Annotated in this window: 15 protein-coding genes and 3 tRNA genes; 11 read left to right on the plus strand and 7 right to left on the minus strand. The window is 60.2% G+C overall.

Going from position 1 to position 17980, the window contains the following annotated elements; translation table 11 throughout:
* Position 1: 1 nt before the first annotated feature.
* The 3 genes from accB to AB6803_RS14360 all read right to left on the minus strand — a co-directional run bounded on the left by accB (position 2) and on the right by AB6803_RS14360 (position 1913).
* Entirely contained in the window at positions 2-472 is a 471-nt protein-coding gene (accB, locus tag AB6803_RS14350; protein WP_371109500.1) for an acetyl-CoA carboxylase biotin carboxyl carrier protein, read from the minus strand.
* Positions 473-496: 24 nt separating this feature from the next.
* Positions 497-934, minus strand: a complete 438-nt coding sequence (aroQ, locus tag AB6803_RS14355; RefSeq protein WP_371109501.1) for a type II 3-dehydroquinate dehydratase — start codon at positions 932-934, stop codon at positions 497-499.
* Between the two features lie 211 nt (positions 935-1145).
* Positions 1146-1913: a DsbA family protein gene (locus AB6803_RS14360; protein WP_371109502.1), complete on the minus strand. Its 768-nt coding sequence runs from the start codon at positions 1911-1913 to the stop codon at positions 1146-1148.
* A 213-nt stretch (positions 1914-2126) separates the two neighbouring features.
* On the opposite strand from AB6803_RS14360, the gene AB6803_RS14365 reads away from it, so the two are divergent.
* On the plus strand, positions 2127-3284 hold the full coding sequence (locus tag AB6803_RS14365) for a pyridoxal phosphate-dependent aminotransferase (protein ID WP_371109531.1): 1158 nt from the start codon (positions 2127-2129) through the stop codon (positions 3282-3284).
* Positions 3285-3632: 348 nt separating this feature from the next.
* Here AB6803_RS14365 and AB6803_RS14370 read toward each other — a convergent pair whose 3' ends face one another.
* Positions 3633-6527 carry an Rne/Rng family ribonuclease gene (locus AB6803_RS14370; protein ID WP_371109503.1) on the minus strand — a complete coding sequence of 965 codons (2895 nt, stop codon included), beginning with the start codon at positions 6525-6527 and terminating at the stop codon, positions 3633-3635.
* A 756-nt stretch (positions 6528-7283) separates the two neighbouring features.
* On the opposite strand from AB6803_RS14370, the gene AB6803_RS14375 reads away from it, so the two are divergent.
* The 3 genes from AB6803_RS14375 to prfB all read left to right on the plus strand — a co-directional run bounded on the left by AB6803_RS14375 (position 7284) and on the right by prfB (position 12414).
* Entirely contained in the window at positions 7284-8429 is a 1146-nt protein-coding gene (locus tag AB6803_RS14375) for an N-acetylmuramoyl-L-alanine amidase (protein ID WP_371109532.1), read from the plus strand.
* Positions 8430-8690: 261 nt separating this feature from the next.
* Positions 8691-11156, plus strand: coding sequence for a penicillin-binding protein 1A (locus AB6803_RS14380; RefSeq protein WP_371109504.1), 2466 nt, complete (start codon positions 8691-8693; stop codon positions 11154-11156).
* A gap of 126 nt (positions 11157-11282) precedes the next feature.
* Positions 11283-12414, plus strand: a protein-coding gene (gene prfB, locus AB6803_RS14385) for a peptide chain release factor 2 (protein WP_371109505.1) whose coding sequence is annotated in 2 segments (ribosomal slippage) — positions 11283-11351 and positions 11353-12414 — 1131 coding nt in all. Because the reading frame shifts where the segments join, the coding sequence is not laid out codon by codon here.
* A gap of 93 nt (positions 12415-12507) precedes the next feature.
* Here prfB and AB6803_RS14390 read toward each other — a convergent pair.
* Entirely contained in the window at positions 12508-13281 is a 774-nt protein-coding gene (locus AB6803_RS14390) for an NAD kinase (RefSeq protein WP_371109506.1), read from the minus strand.
* Between the two features lie 173 nt (positions 13282-13454).
* Here AB6803_RS14390 and AB6803_RS14395 point away from each other — a divergent pair.
* From AB6803_RS14395 to AB6803_RS14405, 3 genes are all read left to right on the plus strand, one after another.
* A tRNA-Thr gene (locus tag AB6803_RS14395) sits at positions 13455-13530 on the plus strand.
* A gap of 150 nt (positions 13531-13680) precedes the next feature.
* A complete protein-coding gene (locus AB6803_RS14400; RefSeq protein ID WP_371109507.1) occupies positions 13681-13950 on the plus strand; it encodes a hypothetical protein in 270 nt (89 codons plus the stop codon).
* Positions 13951-14068: 118 nt separating this feature from the next.
* Positions 14069-14362: a hypothetical protein gene (locus AB6803_RS14405; RefSeq protein WP_371109508.1), complete on the plus strand. Its 294-nt coding sequence runs from the start codon at positions 14069-14071 to the stop codon at positions 14360-14362.
* A gap of 115 nt (positions 14363-14477) precedes the next feature.
* Here AB6803_RS14405 and AB6803_RS14410 read toward each other — a convergent pair whose 3' ends face one another.
* Together AB6803_RS14410 and rlmB are read right to left on the minus strand one after the other, a co-directional pair.
* Positions 14478-15176: an AprI/Inh family metalloprotease inhibitor gene (locus AB6803_RS14410; protein ID WP_371109509.1), complete on the minus strand. Its 699-nt coding sequence runs from the start codon at positions 15174-15176 to the stop codon at positions 14478-14480.
* Between the two features lie 40 nt (positions 15177-15216).
* Positions 15217-16125 carry a 23S rRNA (guanosine(2251)-2'-O)-methyltransferase RlmB gene (rlmB, locus tag AB6803_RS14415; RefSeq protein ID WP_368512813.1) on the minus strand — a complete coding sequence of 303 codons (909 nt, stop codon included), beginning with the start codon at positions 16123-16125 and terminating at the stop codon, positions 15217-15219.
* Between the two features lie 196 nt (positions 16126-16321).
* Between rlmB and AB6803_RS14420 the strand changes: the two genes are divergently transcribed.
* The 4 genes from AB6803_RS14420 to AB6803_RS14435 all read left to right on the plus strand — a co-directional run.
* Positions 16322-16406: transfer RNA gene (locus AB6803_RS14420), tRNA-Tyr, on the plus strand.
* A gap of 24 nt (positions 16407-16430) precedes the next feature.
* Positions 16431-16504: transfer RNA gene (locus AB6803_RS14425), tRNA-Gly, on the plus strand.
* Positions 16505-16720: 216 nt separating this feature from the next.
* Complete coding sequence (locus AB6803_RS14430; protein WP_371109510.1) at positions 16721-17137, plus strand: DUF3597 domain-containing protein; 417 nt, start codon at positions 16721-16723, stop codon at positions 17135-17137.
* 421 nt (positions 17138-17558) lie between these two features.
* The coding region (locus AB6803_RS14435) for a GTP-binding protein (protein ID WP_371109511.1) at positions 17559-17980 on the plus strand (422 nt) is incomplete at its 3' end.

The raw sequence follows: 17980 nt of genomic DNA on the forward strand, positions 1-17980 counted from the left end.
CTTACTCGATGACCACCAGGGCTTCGCCGTATTCGACCGGGCTTCCATCCTTGATGAGGATTTCAGTTACGGTTCCGGACTTGGGCGCGGGGATCTGGTTCATCGTCTTCATCGCTTCGATGATCAGCAGCGTCTGGCCTTCCTTGACGACAGAGCCGACCTGGATGAAGGCCGCGGCACCCGGCGCGGACGCCAGATATACCGTGCCGACCATCGGGGCGCTAACGACGCTGTCCGGGTTCCGCACCTTGCCGGCGGGAACGGCAGCTGCTGCCGCTGCGGCAGCGGGAGCCGCTGCGGCATAGGCAGGCGCTGCGATCGGCGCCTGAACATACTGCGTCGTGCCAGCGCGGGAAACGCGGATACGCAGATCTTCCTGCTCGACTTCGATCTCGGTCAGATCGGTTTCGTTGAGAATATTGGCGAGGTCGCGGATGAGCGCCTGGTCGATACCCGTTTTCTTTTCAGCCATGGATCTTGTGCCCTGTAATTCTTGTCATTGTGTGATGGATTTCAGCGCGTGCAGCGCCAGGATGTAACTGTGAGGCCCGAAACCACAGATCATGCCCTTGGCGGCGGGCGCGATCATCGATTTGTGCCGGAATTCTTCGCGTGCGTGGATGTTGGAAATATGAACCTCCACCACTGGAACCGAGATGGCTCGGATTGCATCATGAAGCGCGATCGACGTGTGGCCGTAGGCTCCGGGATTGAGCGCGACGCCGACAGCAGTGTCGCCGGCTTCGTGCATCCAGTCGACCAGCACGCCCTCATGATTACTCTGACGGAAATCGATGACGAAGCCCAGGCTTTCGCCCACGGACTTACAATCGGCTTCGATATCCTTGAGTGTCTTGCCGCCATAGATGCCCGGCTCGCGCTTGCCAAGGGCATTCAAATTGGGTCCGTTCAGGACGAAAATGGTTTGCGCCATCAGAGGTTCCGTCAAAGTGCAGCGCAACCTATAGACTCCCGAGGGCCCAGAGGAAAGCCCCCAGATAGGAGGGTGCGCGTGTCTGATGTGGAAACGCCCCGATTTTGGCGATTTTGCGCTCAATTCGGAAGCGGTTCGATTTCGTGAAGGCCCGAGCGTCCTTCAGCATGCTGCCTACTTGAGATCGCTCGGGATGGTCAGGCCAATTGGTTCAGCAGGTGGTCTTGCCGCAGCTGCGGACATTGGCGATCTTCTGCTGGATGGCCTCGAGGCCGATGGCGCCGGAGATCGTCTCGTTGCCGATGACATAGGCTGGCGTGCCGGTGACGTTGAGATCGGTGGCAAGCTGGTAGGTTGCCTTGACCGAATCGGTGTTCGGGCTTTTGGCCATCTCGGCGCGGATCGCCGCCTCGTTGACGCCGAGCGAACCCGCGACTTCGATTGCGCTGTCTTCCGAGGCGCGGCCGTCGCTGCCAAGCAGGGCGCGATGGAAGGCGGCGTATTTTTCAGGCGCCAGCTTGCGGAAAGCATCTGAAACTCTTGATGCGGCAACGGAATCCGGTCCGAGGATCGGGAATTCCTTCAACACGAAGCGGACATTCGTGTCCTGCTTCAGCAGCGTGTCCATATCGCCGAGCGCATGGCGGCAATAGGTGCAATTATAGTCGAAGAACTCGACGACGGTGATGTCGCCCTTCGGATTGCCGATCGAGACATCGTTCTTCGAATTGAAGATGGCATCCTTGTTCTGCGTGACTGCCTGGGACGACTGGGCAAGGCGCGCTGCGTCCTGCTTCTTCTCGAGCGCCGCCTGCGCATCCAGCAAGACTTCCGGGTGCTCGACGAGATATTCCTTGATGAACTCTCCGAACTCCTTCTTCTGCTGATCATCCAGCGCGGCTGCGGGCTGGACGAAGGCGAGCGATGCGGCAATGGCGACCGCCGAAACCGTCAGCAGGGTTTTGGAAAAAAGGGTCATTGGGTCCTCGTTCGAGTCGATGCTAAGACGTCATCGTCGGGTGCGACATAGCACCGCCAGGTTAAAATCCGCAAATAGGTATCGGCAATTTACGGTGCATGCTTATTTCCAGAAACAGGAATTTTCACGGCGAAGCAGCAATCGCGGGATTGTGAACGAACAGGTATTGCGGCAATTGTCACACGCCCATCCGTTATGAAGAAAGAATTGACCTTGTTTTCCCTATCCAAACGCAGCGATGTCGAACCCTTCCATGCCATGGACGTGCTGGCCGAGGCGACACGACGGCGGCAGGCGGGCCACCCGGTCATCTCCATGGCCGTCGGCCAGCCGTCGCATCCCACACCCCAGGCAGCGCTTGAGGCGGCACGCACGGCGCTGGATCACGGCCGTATCGGCTATACCGATGCTCTTGGCACGCTCGCGCTGAAGCAGGCGCTCGCCGGCCACTACCGAGCCCGGTATGGGTTGGAGATCGATCCCGCGCGGATCGCCATCACCACCGGCTCGTCGGCCGGCTTCAATCTTGCTTTCCTGACGTTGTTCGACCCAGGCGACAGCGTTGCCATCGCCCGGCCCGGCTACCCGGCTTACCGCAACATCCTTGCCGCCCTCGGGCTCGATGTCGTCGAGGTGCCCGTCACGGCCGAGACGCATTTCACGCTGACGCCGGAGAGCCTGGAGGCGGTGCAAGTGGCCAGCGGCAAGCGGCTGAAGGGCGTGCTGCTTGCAAGCCCCGCCAATCCGACCGGTACGGTGACGGGCAGGGCGGCGCTGAAGGCGCTTGCTGATTACTGCGCCGATCGCTCGATCGCTTTCATCTCCGACGAGATCTATCACGGCCTGACCTTCGTCGGCGAGGAGACGAGTGCGCTGGAACTGACCGACGAGGCGATCGTCATCAACTCCTTCTCGAAATATTATTGCATGACCGGCTGGCGCATCGGCTGGATGGTGCTGCCGGAGCGGCTGGTGCGCCCCGTCGAGCGCGTTGCCCAAAGCCTTTACATCTCGGCGCCGGAGCTTTCACAGATCGCCGCCACGGCAGCGCTTGGGGCAGGGGCCGAACTGGACACCTATCGTGAAAGCTATCGCCGCAACCGCGATTTCCTGATGCAGCGCCTGCCCGAAATCGGTTTCTCCATCGCCTCGCCCATGGATGGCGCCTTCTATGCCTATGTCGACGTGAGCAGGTTCACCAACGACAGCATGGCCTTCGCCCGCAAGATGCTGGCAGACATCAACGTCGCCGCCACGCCCGGCCTCGACTTCGATCCGATCGAGGGACACCGCGCGGTGCGATTTTCCTATGCCGGCTCGAATGCGGAGATCGAGGAAGCCGTGGAACGCATGGCCGCCTGGCTGAAATAGAATCCCATATCAGCCACTTGCGATGGGTTTTGAAGGTATTTCAGGAAGCCCTTGAATCAAATTGTGAGGAGCGGGAGGCCCGCCAATCGGGCCGCATCGCCCTTCGACGGGCTCAGAGTGAAGCGGGGAGAGTGAACTGGCCTGTCCAAAATGAGCTCCATTTCCAAGCTTGAAGATCAGCAGTCACCTGAGTTTGAAGGTTAGCCTGCCGCCCTCAGCTTGAAAGGCTAATCCTCACCCTGAGCCCGTCGAAGGGCGAGGTGGTTTTGGGAAAAGAACGATCGTTCAAAATAAAAAACCGGCCGTGTCACCACGGCCGGTTTTTTCAATTCATCCGAATAGCAGCGTTCAGAAGAAGCCGCGGCGCTGCCACCAGCCAGCCTTTTTCGGCTTTCCGTCGCTATCGGTGCCCTCGTTGGTGCGGGTGGATTTGACCACCGGCTCGGAGGAAGAGACGTTCGATTCGCGGTTGGCGCGCGCCGGCTTGGCTGCTTCGAGCTCCGTTGCCACGGCCGGTTCGGTCGGGGTGTCGAGAGCGACTGCGATTTCGGTAACCGCTTCGACTTCGGCGTCAGCGACGGGTGCGGTTTCGACAACTGGAGTTTCCACAGGCGATGCTTCCGCCTTCGGCTTGCGCCGGCTGCGGCTCTTGGCAGGCTTCACGTCTTCGGTGACGATGGATGCCGTCTCGACCGCGGCCATAGCCGGCTGGCCTTCGACGGCAGCTTCGCCTTCGGCAACGATGATTTCGGCGACTGTCACAGAGACGTCGTTCTCGCCATCATCTTCACCGTCAGCGCCTTCGTCGGAACCGGATTCCTCGCCGGCCACCAATTCATTGCCTTCGCCATCGCGATTGCGGCGGCCGCCCCGCTTGCCACGGCGGCGACGCTTGCGCTTCTGCTGAGCGTCTTCGTCGCTGCCTGAAACGGCCGAGACTTCACTGTTCTCGTTGTTATCGTCCTCGTCGCCTTCATCTCCATCCTCATCACCGTCTTCGGCGGAGGTGTCTCCGGGCTGGGAGGCCGTCTGGACTTCGTTGCCGCGACCACCGCGACGACGACGGCGGCGCTTGCGCTTGCGGTTGCCGTCATTGGCCTCGGAAGACCGGGCAACGGGCGGCTGCTCGACGCTGGCTGCCTTTTCTTCCAGTTCTTCGTCTTCGTCCTCATCGGCCTCGATAACGATATCGTCGTCATCATCGTCCGGAATGGCGGCGAAGTTGAACAGGGTTTCGATCTTCACCGGATTTTCCACCGGTTCGCCGCGATCGATCGCGAAATGCTGTGCACCGACGGCATTGTCCGCGCCGATGATGATCGCAACGCCGAAGCGGCTTTCATAATCGACGATCGTCTGACGCTTGTGGTTGAGCAGGTAAAGCGCGATTTCAGGCGTCGTGCGGACGGTGATGTCGTGGGTCGTGTTCTTGAGCAGATACTCTTCGATGCCGCGCAGAACATGCAGCGCGACCGAGGACTGCGAACGCACATGGCCGGAGCCGCCGCAATGCGAGCAGACCTGCGTAGTGCTTTCCAGAACCGATGCGCGGATACGCTGGCGCGACATTTCCAGAAGGCCGAAGTGCGAGATGCGGCCGACCTGGATGCGGGCGCGGTCGTTCTTCAGGCATTCCTTCAGCTTCTTCTCGACAGCGCGGTTGTTGCGCTTCTCTTCCATGTCGATGAAGTCGATGACGATCAGGCCTGCAAGATCGCGCAGGCGAAGCTGGCGGGCCACTTCGTCGGCGGCTTCGAGGTTGGTCTGAAGCGCCGTGTCCTCGATGGAATGTTCGCGGGTCGAGCGGCCGGAGTTGACGTCGATCGAAACCAGCGCTTCCGTCTGGTTCATGATCAGGTAGCCGCCGGACTTCAGCGTGACCTGCGGCTGCAGCATGCGGTCGAGCTGTGCCTCGATGCCGGAGCGCGAGAAGATCGGGTGGATGTCGCGATAGGGCTGAACCACCTTGGCGTGGCTCGGCATCAGCATCTTCATGAAGTCTTTTGCTTCACGATAGCCTTCCTCGCCGGATACGATGACTTCGCTGATGTCCTTGTTGTAGAGGTCGCGGATCGAGCGCTTGATCAGGCTGCCTTCTTCATAGACGAGGCAGGGAGCGGTCGAAGCGAGCGTCAGCGTGCGGACGTTTTCCCACAGGCGCATCAGATATTCGAAGTCGCGCTTGACCTCGACTTTGGTGCGGTTTGCGCCAGCGGTGCGCAGGATGACGCCCATGCCCAACGGCACTTCGAGCATCTTGGCGATTTCCTTGAGGCGCTTGCGGTCCTGCGGATTGGTGATCTTGCGGGAGATACCGCCGCCGCGTGCCGTGTTCGGCATCAGAACCGAATAGCGACCGGCGAGCGAGAGATAGGTGGTGAGAGCAGCACCCTTGTTGCCGCGTTCTTCCTTGGCAACCTGCACCAGCAGGATCTGCCGGCGCTTGATGACTTCCTGGATGCGATACTGCTTGCGCGGCTTGCGCTGCACGCGGTCCGGAACCTCTTCCATCGCGTCTTCGGCGCCGACGGATTCGATCACTTCCTCTTCATGGTCGTTGTCATCATCGTCGTCATCGTCATGACGGCGCTTGGAAACGTCGACGTCTTCGGAGATCGAGTCGGTTTCGACCATTGCGGCCATTTCGCCGGACGGGCCTTCCTCGTCTTCGCCGGGGGCGTCGACCTTTGCCTCGGCAACTGGCGCTTCGTCGGCGGGAGCTTCAGCGACCACCTTCTTGCGGCTACGGCGCGGCTTGGCCTTCTTGACCGGGGCTTCCGCCTCAGAGGCCGGAGCGGCTGCCTCAAGGGCAGGGGCCTCTTCCGCAATGGCGGGCGTGACAGCCTCATCTGCCGTTGCGACTTCATCCTTCTGGACGATGCCGATATCGGGCTGTTCCTGCTTCGAAAGATCGAACGCCGTTTCGACATGCTCGACATCGTCGTCGCGGCGATGCTCTTCGGCTTCCGCCCTCAAGAGCGCCTGCCGGTCGGCCAACGGGATCTGATAGTAGTCGGGATGGATTTCGGCAAAGGCCAGGAAGCCGTGCCTGTTGCCGCCGTAATCCACGAAAGCGGCCTGTAGCGAGGGTTCTACCCTGGTTACCTTGGCGAGATAGATGTTGCCGCGGATTTGCTTCTTGTGCTGCGACTCGAAGTCAAATTCTTCTATGCGGTTCCCGCGAACGACAACAACGCGCGTCTCTTCCTCGTGAGACGCGTCGATAAGCATTTTGTCTGCCATGTAAGTTGTGCTCCTCGGCGCCGGCATGCGGAAAGGGTCCGGCCTGTCAATGAGACGGGCCGGATGCAATCCACCACTGCTGCACCGGATAATGAAAGTCGCGATTGGTTGTTTTGCGATGACAACAGCCAGACATCAGCCGGGATGTTAGTTCCCCGGGGTCTGTTCACTTCTTGAAAAAGCTGCTGCGGTAACATCCGTAACCAAGCGAGATCGACAATGCCTTAGACCCAACGATCGGGTCCGATGAATGTGCTCTCTTAGAGAGCGTTTGGTGGCTATCCACCGATGAATTTCCCGCGCAAAACCGGAAATCCAGATATCCAGTATGGGAGCAGAAGCACTGGAGACGGCGGATGACGGCCGCTTATGGCGCCTAGTACTCGAGGCGGCTGCCTTTGCGGCGACTCTATCCCGTCAACACTTCTACCCTAATATGCGTTGTATGTTTTATCTGTCACAATAGCAAGGGGAAAGCCAAGTATGCCATAATATTGATGGATTCGTCGGATGATGAAGATGCGGGGACCGCGCTTCCGATTCTTCGCCCGGTGCGCCACCACATCAAATACTATCGCGCCATCGATGGCTTTCCTGTCTTTTTGAGACTTCAAAAACAACATCGGATTGAATATGGGGCGCGGCGGACAACTGTTAAAGGGATTGCGGCATGGGACGGAGAGTGGCGTGAGGGCTTTGCGCATTGCAGTGGCGGCTCTTGCCGTGACGGCCCTTTCGATAGTTTCGCCATTCGCGATGGCTGAGGCCGCTGCCGATCCCGTGCTTGCCTATGGTGCCCGCATTGCCGGCGATGACGCCCGCACCCGCATCGTCATCGACATGGACCGCGAGCCGGCGTTTTCCGTGCACTATCTCGACAATCCCGTGCGTGTCGTCATCGATCTTCCGGCGACCGCCTTCGGTTTTCCGGCTGCCGACCTGAAGCCGATCGGCCTCTTCAAGGATATTCGCTACGGCACCATGGACGAGGACAGCGCCCGCATCGTGCTGACGGCAACGAAGCCCGTGAAGCTGGTCATGGCCAAGGTGCAGCCGGACGAAAGCGGCAAAGGGCATCGTCTCGTGCTCGACGCCGAGATGCTGCCCGCCGGGCAATTCGCCGAGCTCATCAAGCAGCAGAGCTGGACCAGCGATGACACCGCCAAGGATGTCGGCCCAGTGGTGCCGATGGAAAAGCCTGATCCGAGTACCTTCCTCGTGGCCGTCGATGCTGGCCACGGCGGTATCGACACCGGCGCGACTGCCAGCGACGGTGTCACGCAGGAAAAGGGAATCACGCTCACCTATGCCAAGCTCCTGGCCGACAGACTGAACGCCCAGCCGGGTATCAAGGCCTTCCTCACGCGCGACAAGGATGAATATCTGTCGCTGTCGCAACGCGTGACCATCGCCCGGCAGAACCATGCCTCTCTCTTTATATCTCTGCATGCCGATACGTTGAAGCAGAAGGATATTCGCGGCGCGACCGTCTACACCATCTCCGACAAGGCTTCCGACAAGCTTGCCGGCGAAGTGGCCGACCGCGAGAACAATTCCGATCAGCTCGCCGGTGCAGAGACGCAGGCTCAGCCCGCCGCCGTCGCCGATATTCTCATGGACTTGACCCGGCGCGAAACGCAGGCTTTTTCCATATCGCTCGCGCAGGACGTGCTGACATCCTTCAACGGCCAGATCGCCATGATCAACAATCCGCATCGCCACGCCGGGTTCCGCGTGCTGCAGGCGCCGGACGTGCCCTCCATTCTGCTCGAACTCGGATTCCTGTCGAACAAGGATGACGAGAAGCTGTTGCTCGATCCCGATTGGCGGCAGAAGCTGATCGGTCAGTTAACCGAAGCCGTTAAACAATATCGTGCTTCAACCGTCGCAAACGGCGGCTAAAGGTATGGACGGCGAGCGCCGTTCGTGTCTTCCATGTAACAGCCGCTGCTAATAGGCCGGGATGAAATGGCAAATACCGGCAATGGGCCCTATTTTGCTCACATTCCCGCCTTTACAGCAAAGTATCGTTCGCCCACGGAGGGCATGTACGGCTTTGTGTTGTTGCCGTCTTGCATTAACACCGTGAGCGTGCAAAACGCCCGTAAATATGCGATCGTCTCGCATATGTGCCGCATGAAGAAGAAGCACCGGTAGCATCATATGGTCAGACTGATAGGATATTTCTTTGGACTGGGCTGCATCCTGTTCCTGGGTGTTGCGGCCGCGGCGGCTATTTATCTGAGCATCGTCTCCAAGGACCTGCCGGACTACGAAGTCCTGGCGAAATACGCGCCGCCGGTCACGACGCGCATCCATGCCGGCAACGGCGCGCTCATGAAGGAATATTCGCGGGAAAACCGGCTGTTTATTCCGATCCAGGCCATTCCTGACCGCCTCAAGGCTGCTTTCCTGTCGGCCGAAGACAAGAATTTCTACAATCATCCCGGCGTCGATGTCGGCGGTCTGATGCGCGCCGTCGCCGTCAACCTGCAGAATATCGGTTCCGGCCGCCGCTTTGTCGGCGCATCGACGATCACGCAGCAGGTCGCCAAGAACTTCCTGCTGTCGTCCGACCAGACCTTCGACCGCAAGCTCAAGGAAGCGATCCTTTCCTTCCGCATCGAGCAGGCCTACAGCAAGGACAAAATCCTTGAGCTCTATCTGAACGAGATCTATTTCGGCCTCAATTCCTACGGCATAGCCGGTGCCGCGCTCACCTATTTCGACAAGTCGGTCAACGAGCTGACCATTGCCGATTCGGCCTATCTCGCCTCGCTGCCCAAGGGTCCTTCCAACTACAATCCCTTCCGCCATCCGGAAGCTGCGATGACCCGCCGCAACTGGGTCATCGACCGCATGGTCGAGAACGGCTATGTCAGCCAGAGCGATGGTGAAGAGGCCAAGAAACAGTCCCTTGGCGTCGTGCCGCCGAAGAGCGGACCGTCGCTTGCCGCCTCGGATTTCTTTGCCGAGGAAGTTCGCCGGCAGTTGATCGACCAATATGGCGAAAAGGCCCTCTATGAGGGTGGCCTTTCCGTGCGCACGTCGTTTGATCCGCAAATGCAGCTCGAAGCGCGCCAGGCGCTGCAGGACGGCCTCATCGACTATGACGAGCGCCGTGGCTTCCATGGCCCGATCAAGCAGATCGCGACATCGCAGGACTGGGGTCCGGAGCTTGCCAAGATTCCGGCTTTGAGCGATGTGCCCGAGTGGCAGCTGGCTGTGGTGCTTTCCGTATCCGATCAGGCCGTCGATATCGGCTTGCAGCCGAGCGTCGATGCCGCCGGCAAGGTTGCGACCGAGCGCAAGCGCGGCACCATCGCTGCCGCCGACATGCGCTGGGCGTTCCGCCTGGCCGGCAGCGGCAAGACGGCGAAATCGCCGAGCGGCGTGCTGAGCCCCGGCGATGTAATCTTCGCCCAGAAGACCGGCGGTGCGGATTCCAGCACCTATCGCCTGCGTCAGCCGCCGAAAGTGCAGGGTGGACTCGTCGCGATGGACCCGCATACCGGCCGCGTGCTTGCCATGGTCGGCGGCTTCTCCTACGCGCAATCGGAATTCAACCGCGCCACCCAGGCCAAGCGCCAGCCCGGCTCGTCCTTCAAGCCCTTCGTCTACGCCGCGGCCATGGACAATGGCTACACGCCGGCTTCGGTCATTCTCGATGACCCGCTGCAGATCACCCTTAGCAATGGGGATGTCTGGAAACCGACAAACTATGAAGGCGAGGGCGGTGGCGCCCATACGCTGCGTTTTGCCATCGAACATTCGCGCAACCTGATGACCGTGCGCCTTGCCTCCGACATGGGCATGCCGTTGGTTGCCGAATACGCCGATCGCTTCGGCATCTATGACCGCATGAATCCGGTGCTCGCCATGTCGCTCGGCGCTGGCGAAACGACGGTGCTGCGCATGGTTTCGGCCTATTCGGTCATTGCCAACGGCGGTAAGCAGATCAAGCCGACATTGATCGACCGCATTCAGGACCGCTATGGCGCGACCATCTTCAAGCATGAAGAGCGCGTCTGCGAAGCCTGCAATGTCAGCGAATGGAAAAACCAGGACGAGCCCGTGATCGCCGACAATCGCGAGCAGGTGCTCGATCCGATGACGGCCTATCAGGTGACGTCGATGATGCAGGGCGTGATCCTTCGTGGTACCGCCGCCGGCAAGATCAAGCTGAACACCGACGTTGCCGGCAAGACCGGTACGACCAACGACGAGAAGGACGCCTGGTTCGTCGGTTACACGCCGAGCCTCGTGGCCGGCCTCTATATCGGCTACGACACGCCGAGCACGCTCGGCCGCGGCGGAACCGGCGGGTCGCTTGCCGCGCCGATCTTCAACGAATTCATGCAGGCTGCCACCAAGGACCAGCCACCGCAGAAATTCCAGGTCCCGGCGGGCATGAACATCATGGCCGTCGATCGCGGGACCGGCATGGCGGCTCAGCCCGGCGATCCGAACGCCATCATGGAAGCCTTCAAGCCCGGCACCGGCCCGGCCACGACCTTCACGGTCATCGGCGGTGGCGATGCTTCGGCACAGGTCGCGCCCGAGGAGATCCTCAGAACCTCGCCGCAGGCCAACCAGGCGGTTACCTCCGGCTCCGGCGGCCTCTTCTGATCCCATCGGATTTCTCCAATGAACATGCCGCGGGGCTTTACAGTCGCGGCATGTGTATCTATGTCACCAGCACTCTTTGAATTGAACAGCGGTTCTCATGAAGCCGCCGAATGAAGAAGCAGGATTATGCGAGCGGAAATCGAGAAAGTAGTCGACGAAACCAAGCAGGCTATAACCCTGCTGAGGAGGCATCTTTGACTGGGATCAGGCGGTAAGACGACTGGACTGGTTGAACAACAAGTCAGAGGATCCGAACCTCTGGAACGATGCCGCCGAAGCACAGAAACTGATGCGCGAGCGCCAGCAGCTCGATGACGGCATCAGCGGTGTGCGCGCGCTTGAGCAGCAGGTTGCCGACAATGTCGAGCTAATCAAGCTTGGCGAGGAAGAGGGCGATGCCGACGTCGTACGCGAGGCTGAAGAGGCGCTGAAAGCGCTGAAGACCGAGGCTGCGCGACGGCAGGTGGAAGCCATGTTGTCGGGCGAAGCCGACAGCAACGATACCTATGTCGAAGTCCATTCCGGCGCCGGCGGCACGGAGAGCCAGGACTGGGCGAACATGCTTCTGCGCATGTACACCCGCTGGGCCGAACGCCAGCGCTTCAAGGTGGAGCTTCTGGAAGTTCATGACGGCGAAGAGGCCGGAATCAAGTCCGCGACGCTTCTGGTCAAGGGCCACAATGCCTATGGCTGGCTGAAGACCGAATCGGGCGTTCATCGCCTGGTGCGTATCTCGCCCTATGACAGCAATGCGCGCCGTCATACGTCGTTCTCGTCGATCTGGATCTATCCCGTCGTCGACGACTCGATCCAGATCGATATCAATGAGGGCGACTGCCGAATCGATACCTATCGTTCGTCCGGCGCCGGCGGCCAGCACGTCAACACGACCGATTCGGCCGTGCGTATCACGCACATCCCGACCGGTATCGTCGTGCAGTGCCAGCAGGAGCGCTCGCAGCACAAGAACCGCGCCAAGGCGTGGGACATGCTGCGCGCCCGCATGTACGAAGCGGAGTTGATGAAGCGGGAAGAGGCGGCCAACGCCGAAGCCGCGTCGAAGACCGATATTGGTTGGGGCCACCAGATCCGCTCCTACGTCCTGCAGCCCTATCAGCTCGTCAAGGACCTGCGTACCGGCGTCACCAGCACCGCTCCTGACGACGTGCTCGACGGCGATCTAAACGAGTTCATGGAAGCAGCGCTCGCCCACCGCATCAGCGGCGCAGCCGATGCCGTCGTGGATGACGTGGACTGAGAACCGGACGTGTTTGAACAATAAAAGAGCCCCGGAGACGGGGCTTTTTTGTTGGCTAGCGATATGCCGTCACGGCAGTGGGCAAAGTCATCCTCAACCCGAAAACTGTTCCGCCAGGATCCTGTCGGACCACGACCGGTCCGGATCGGAGAGGATGCGTGCCGTCGTGTCCTCGCTCTGGGTAATCCGGACGCTGACGACCGATTTGACCTCGGTATTGTCGGCTGCGGCATTGACCGGCCGTTTTTCCGCCTCGAGCACGGTGATATTGACCGCCACCTTGTTCGGCAGGAGCGCGCCGCGCCAACGGCGGGGGCGGAAGGCGCTGACCGGCGTCATGGCGAGCAGCGGCGCCTCCAGCGGCAGGATCGGGCCGTGGGCGGAAAGATTATAGGCAGTGGAGCCCGCCGGCGTCGTCACCATCAGCCCATCGCAGATCAGTTCCGGCAGACGGACGCGGCCGTCGATCTCGACCTTCAGCTTTGCCGTCTGATAGGACTGGCGAAACAGCGACACTTCGTTGATGGCGAGCGCAACGCAGCTGCTGCCATCCGCATTGCGTGTGGTCATCTGCAGCGGATGAAAGGCATTTTCGACAGCGGCCTCGATGCGCTCCAGCAGGTTTTCCGTGCGATAGTCGTTCATCAGGAAGCCGATGGAGCCGCGGTTCATGCCATAGACGCGCTTGCCGGAATTCATCGTCGTGTGCAGCGTCTGCAACATGAAGCCGTCGCCGCCGAGCGCCACGACGATATCGGCCTCCGCCTGCGGCGTCTGGCCGTAAAGACGGATCAGCTCCTCCCGTGCGGCCTGGGCTTCCGGCGCGGTCGAGGCGAGAAAACAAACAGATTGAAAAGCGCGTGACATGCAACGTCCCTTAAACAGTCATACTAGGAGGTAATGATATTCCGCCCGTGCGACAAGACGTTTTGCAAAGACTGGTGAATCCACAAGGAGATGGCTGATCCACTGCAACGAGGCCGAACGGCCGATTTTCCTCTTTACAGGAGATCAAAATCTGCTACTTGGCATGCCGTTGTGCCCTTGTAGCTCAGTTGGTAGAGCACCTGATTTGTAATCAGGGGGTCCCGGGTTCGAACCCTGGCGGGGGCACCACATTTCCCCATTGACGAAACATCTCCTGAGTTGGCTGCCAGATCGCCGCCTGCGAGAAGGTATTTGCGCCGGCATGATTGGAAATGTCATCCTTTGGGTATTTATGATGATCGCCAGGATGCGATTCTCTTTTTCTAGGTGTGGAAAGCTATGACCGTTAAGCCCACAAAGCCCAAACTTGAGCACTCCGAGCTCTCCGGCGAATTCACCGAGGACGGGATGACCGTGCTCGTGGATATCTTCCGCCCGGCGGGCACCCAGCAGGACTGGCGGATGGAAGTGATCACGCCCGAGGAGGATCTGATCGAATGGGAAGAGCCTTTCGCGACCGATCGCGAGGCGTTTGACGAGTTTCTGGCGACGGTTGCCCGCGACGGCATCAAGACTTTTTTTGACGATTCCGATCCGGCCGTTCATTAGCCGAGAGGCGCACGCCCGACAGGGCTTCTTCGGGTCGAATCCGCTGCGAATGCGGGCGTATTTACAAAGCCCGAAATGGGCATACACTTCTCCTTCGACTGCGGACGAGGGAACGGCCATGCGCAAGGCATTCAGGCATATCGTCTTGGAACTGTCGCTCGTCGTGAGCGCGGTGATTGTAACTGCGCCGGCGCTGGCCGGACAGGATTGCTACTGCAAGAACAGCGATGGGAAACAGCATGCGATCGGCGAGGTCGCCTGCATGACCGTGGGTGACAAGAGCTATCTTGCCCAGTGCGAGATGAACCTCAACGTCACCTCATGGTCGAAGCTGCAAGAGGGGTGTCCGGTCACCCAGCGATCGCCGGGGCAACAATCAGCCTGGCATCCGCAGGCGATTGCGGTTCGCTGAACGGGTTTCGATCTAATGGCAGCGATAGGCGCGCTCCGAAAGCGCGCCCATGCCTGAACGGGTCATGAGCTCGTAGAGAATGCGCCGGCCGAAGGGATTGTGCTGGCTGATGGTGCTAGCCGCCTTGCTTGCGCACCAGCAGCATCGGATCGCCTTCTTCCTCGTCGGATGTCTTGAAGCTGCCATCCGGCTGCATGTCGAAGGAGAGAGAGGAACCGTCGCCTCCCATCAGCACCAGCCCGAAACCTTCGGTGGCCCAGAGGGAAAGCTTGAGATCGGCAATGTTGGCCGGGCAGTCGCTGCCTGGTGACATTTTCGATGTGCCGTCCTTGTCGGTCTCGCTGGTCAGCGTGACATCGCAGATGGCTTTGCCGTCCGGGTGCCGGACCTGCCAGGTGCCGCTCAGGGTTGCCGCGGTCGGGACATGGTCGACATCGCCGAGCGCCGGCAGCAGCCACATCGGATCGGCGCCTTCGCTCTCCCACGGCGAGCCTTCCTCTTCCTGGAGGCGAACCAGCACCTTCTGCGTCGCGTCGGTGATGGTGAGCGAGCCGTCGTCGGTGAAATTCCAGGCGGCTGCCTTGGCAAGCGCGGGCAGGGCGGTCGCACAGGCATCCGCACCGCTGATGGTATAGCCGCCGGCCGTTTTTCCGGTCTCGAAGGTGAGGCGGCAGCCCTTGGCGCCGCTCTCAGGCGCCAGCAGCCAAGTGCCCGCCTGTGCCTGCACAAGCTCCTCATCGGCAGCGCGTGCCGGTTGGCCGGTGGCAAGGATGACGGCGGCAAAGGCCGCCGCGAGACCAAAACTACGGATCAAGGCAAATTCCCCCAAAATCTGCTGCGGCAGCGTAGTGCCGCTAGCTTCTCAGATAGGACCGTGCCGCATAAAGCGCGATCGCGGCGGCGTTCGAGACGTTGAGTGACTTGATCGCGCCCGGCATGTCGAGCCGCGCCAGCGCATTCACGGTTTCCCGCGTCTTCTGGCGCAGCCCCTTGCCCTCCGAACCGAGGACGAGGGCGACCTTCTCGCCCGAAAACGTGCCTTCGAGTGGTGCCGGTCCTTCCGAATCAAGGCCGATGCTGACGAAGCCGAGGCGATGCAGCTCGCCGAGTGCGTCGGCAAGGTTGGTGATCTGTATATAAGGGATGAGTTCCAGCGCGCCGGAGGCGGATTTCGCCAGCACGCCTGATTCGGTCGGGCTGTGACGCTGCGTGGTGATGACGGCGGCCGCGTCGAAGGCGACGGCCGAGCGCATGATCGCGCCGACATTGTGCGGATCGGTCACCTGGTCGAGCACCAGCAGCAGCGGGCTGTCTTTCAGCGCTTCAAGGCGGCGAACGGGCAGGGGGCGGGTCTCCAGCATCACGCCCTGATGGATCGCTTCAGGACCGAGCACCTTGTCGATATCCTGCGGCGAGACGATCTCGACGGGAATGCCAATTGCGTCGACTGGGCCGATCTCCAGCCGTACCAGCGCATTCTGCGTCGTCGACAGCTTGATGTTCTTCCGCTCGGGATTGGCAAGGGCGGCGCGAACCGTATGCAGGCCATAGAGATAGACTTGGTCGGGCGCCAGCGCCGGCGGCTTCCAGTCATCCGCGCCCGGCCGTTTGCGTTTCTGCGGCACCGGCGTCGGAATTTCGCCGCGCTCGCGCTTGGCGTCGCGATGCGCCCGCCGCAGCGTGGCGTAGTGTGTGTCCTTGGCCGATTTGTCGTCAGCGGTGTTTTCTGGGCCTGAAGGGCCGGATGTTCTGTCTTTGCTCATGCGGCTTTATAGCGGCAGCACCTCGGAGCGCATAGTCCTCTTTCATCCACGGGTTTTCCCCTAGGCTGAAATTTTTTCGTCATTTTTGGCAATTCCTTGTGTTGACAGACGGAAACGGGCCGGTCATATACGCGGCGCAGATCGAAGCGGTGACGCCGGTCTAGCAAGCTTGGTCGCAAGATCCAGTCGGAATACTGGAGGGATGCCCGAGTGGTTAAAGGGGACGGACTGTAAATCCGTTGGCTCAGCCTACGTTGGTTCAAATCCAACTCCCTCCACCATTCCGGACCGGATCTTGACCACCCGCGGGTATAGCTCAATGGTAGAGCAGCAGCCTTCCAAGCTGAATACGCGGGTTCGATTCCCGCTACCCGCTCCAGCATTTCCAATACTTATATTTTGTCTAGACGTGCTTGTCCTGTTCGATGGCACGCCTTTATTGATTCAACGCGAGTGTCGGTGAAGCCGATGGGGCATGTGAATTACATCCCGCACTCTCCATAAGATATTCAGCTATGCATCTTTGACGTGAGGGGTTGCTTATATTGGAATGAACGGTAGATATTTGTGAGCCAACCGAAAAGGGGGAGTGCACATGGGTATCTTCGACAAGATCAAGAATGCAATCTGGGGAGAGGCAAAGGCTGCAGAAGCTTCTCCGACGGCAACGCCGACCACAGCTGGTGCTACGCCGGCTCCTTCCGCTCCCACGGCGACGACGCCTGCCACGAGCGCGCCGGCGTCTACGGCTTCCCCCGTGGACATCGCGTCGATCCTCGACGCGGCCGTGAAAAAGAGTGGCCAGAAACTCGATTGGAAACATTCGATCGTGGATTTGATGAAGGCGCTCGGGATGGATGCGAGCCTTACGGAACGCAAGGAGCTTGCACAGGAGCTGGGCTATACCGGCGATGCGGGCGATTCCGCCAAGATGAACATCTTCCTGCACAAGGCGCTGCTGAAGAAGCTTTCGGACAATGGCGGCAAGGTGCCGGCCGATCTGCTCGATTGATTGCAGCAGGCTTATGGTGCGCTGCATCTGGAGTGGCGCCATAGGTCTACGCTAGACGGGCGATCCCCGAGATCGCAACTTTCAGCGCCCTTTCCCTTTATCGGAGAGGGCGCTTTGCGTTGGCGGCGTGCTATCGGCTCGATAAATGCAGGTGCAATCTTGCTCCCGGCATCTGGAACTATTTCCTCGGCATCCCTATCTAAGCCGCTGAACCGGCAAATGCTTTTATGTCTTTCCGGATCGGCCGGCGAAGCCTTAGGGGCAAATCGGTGCTGAGGGCCGCTCACTGCCCGTCATCGGCCATACCGAGCCAACAACAGGGCCTGCAATTAAGTCTTGCGCAAATGCGACGAAAGCCTTAAACGGCGGCACTAAACCGGTTCGCCGGGGTCACTCATTTACGTTCACAGGAAGCATTCAAATGGCAAAGAGTAAGTTTGAGCGCAATAAGCCGCACGTTAACATCGGCACGATTGGCCACGTTGACCACGGCAAGACGTCTCTGACGGCAGCGATCACGAAGTACTTCGGTGAGTTCAAGGCGTATGACCAGATCGACGCTGCACCGGAAGAAAAGGCGCGCGGTATCACGATTTCGACGGCACACGTTGAATATGAGACGCCTGCTCGTCACTACGCCCACGTCGACTGCCCCGGCCACGCTGACTATGTCAAGAACATGATCACGGGTGCGGCACAGATGGACGGCGCGATCCTGGTTTGCTCGGCAGCTGACGGCCCGATGCCGCAGACGCGCGAACACATTCTGCTCGCCCGCCAGGTTGGCGTTCCGGCGATCGTTGTGTTCCTGAACAAGGTCGACCAGGTTGACGACGCCGAGCT

Origin of the sequence: Rhizobium sp. RCC_161_2 (assembly GCF_041355235.1) — a bacterium.
GTDB lineage: Bacteria > Pseudomonadota > Alphaproteobacteria > Rhizobiales > Rhizobiaceae > Rhizobium.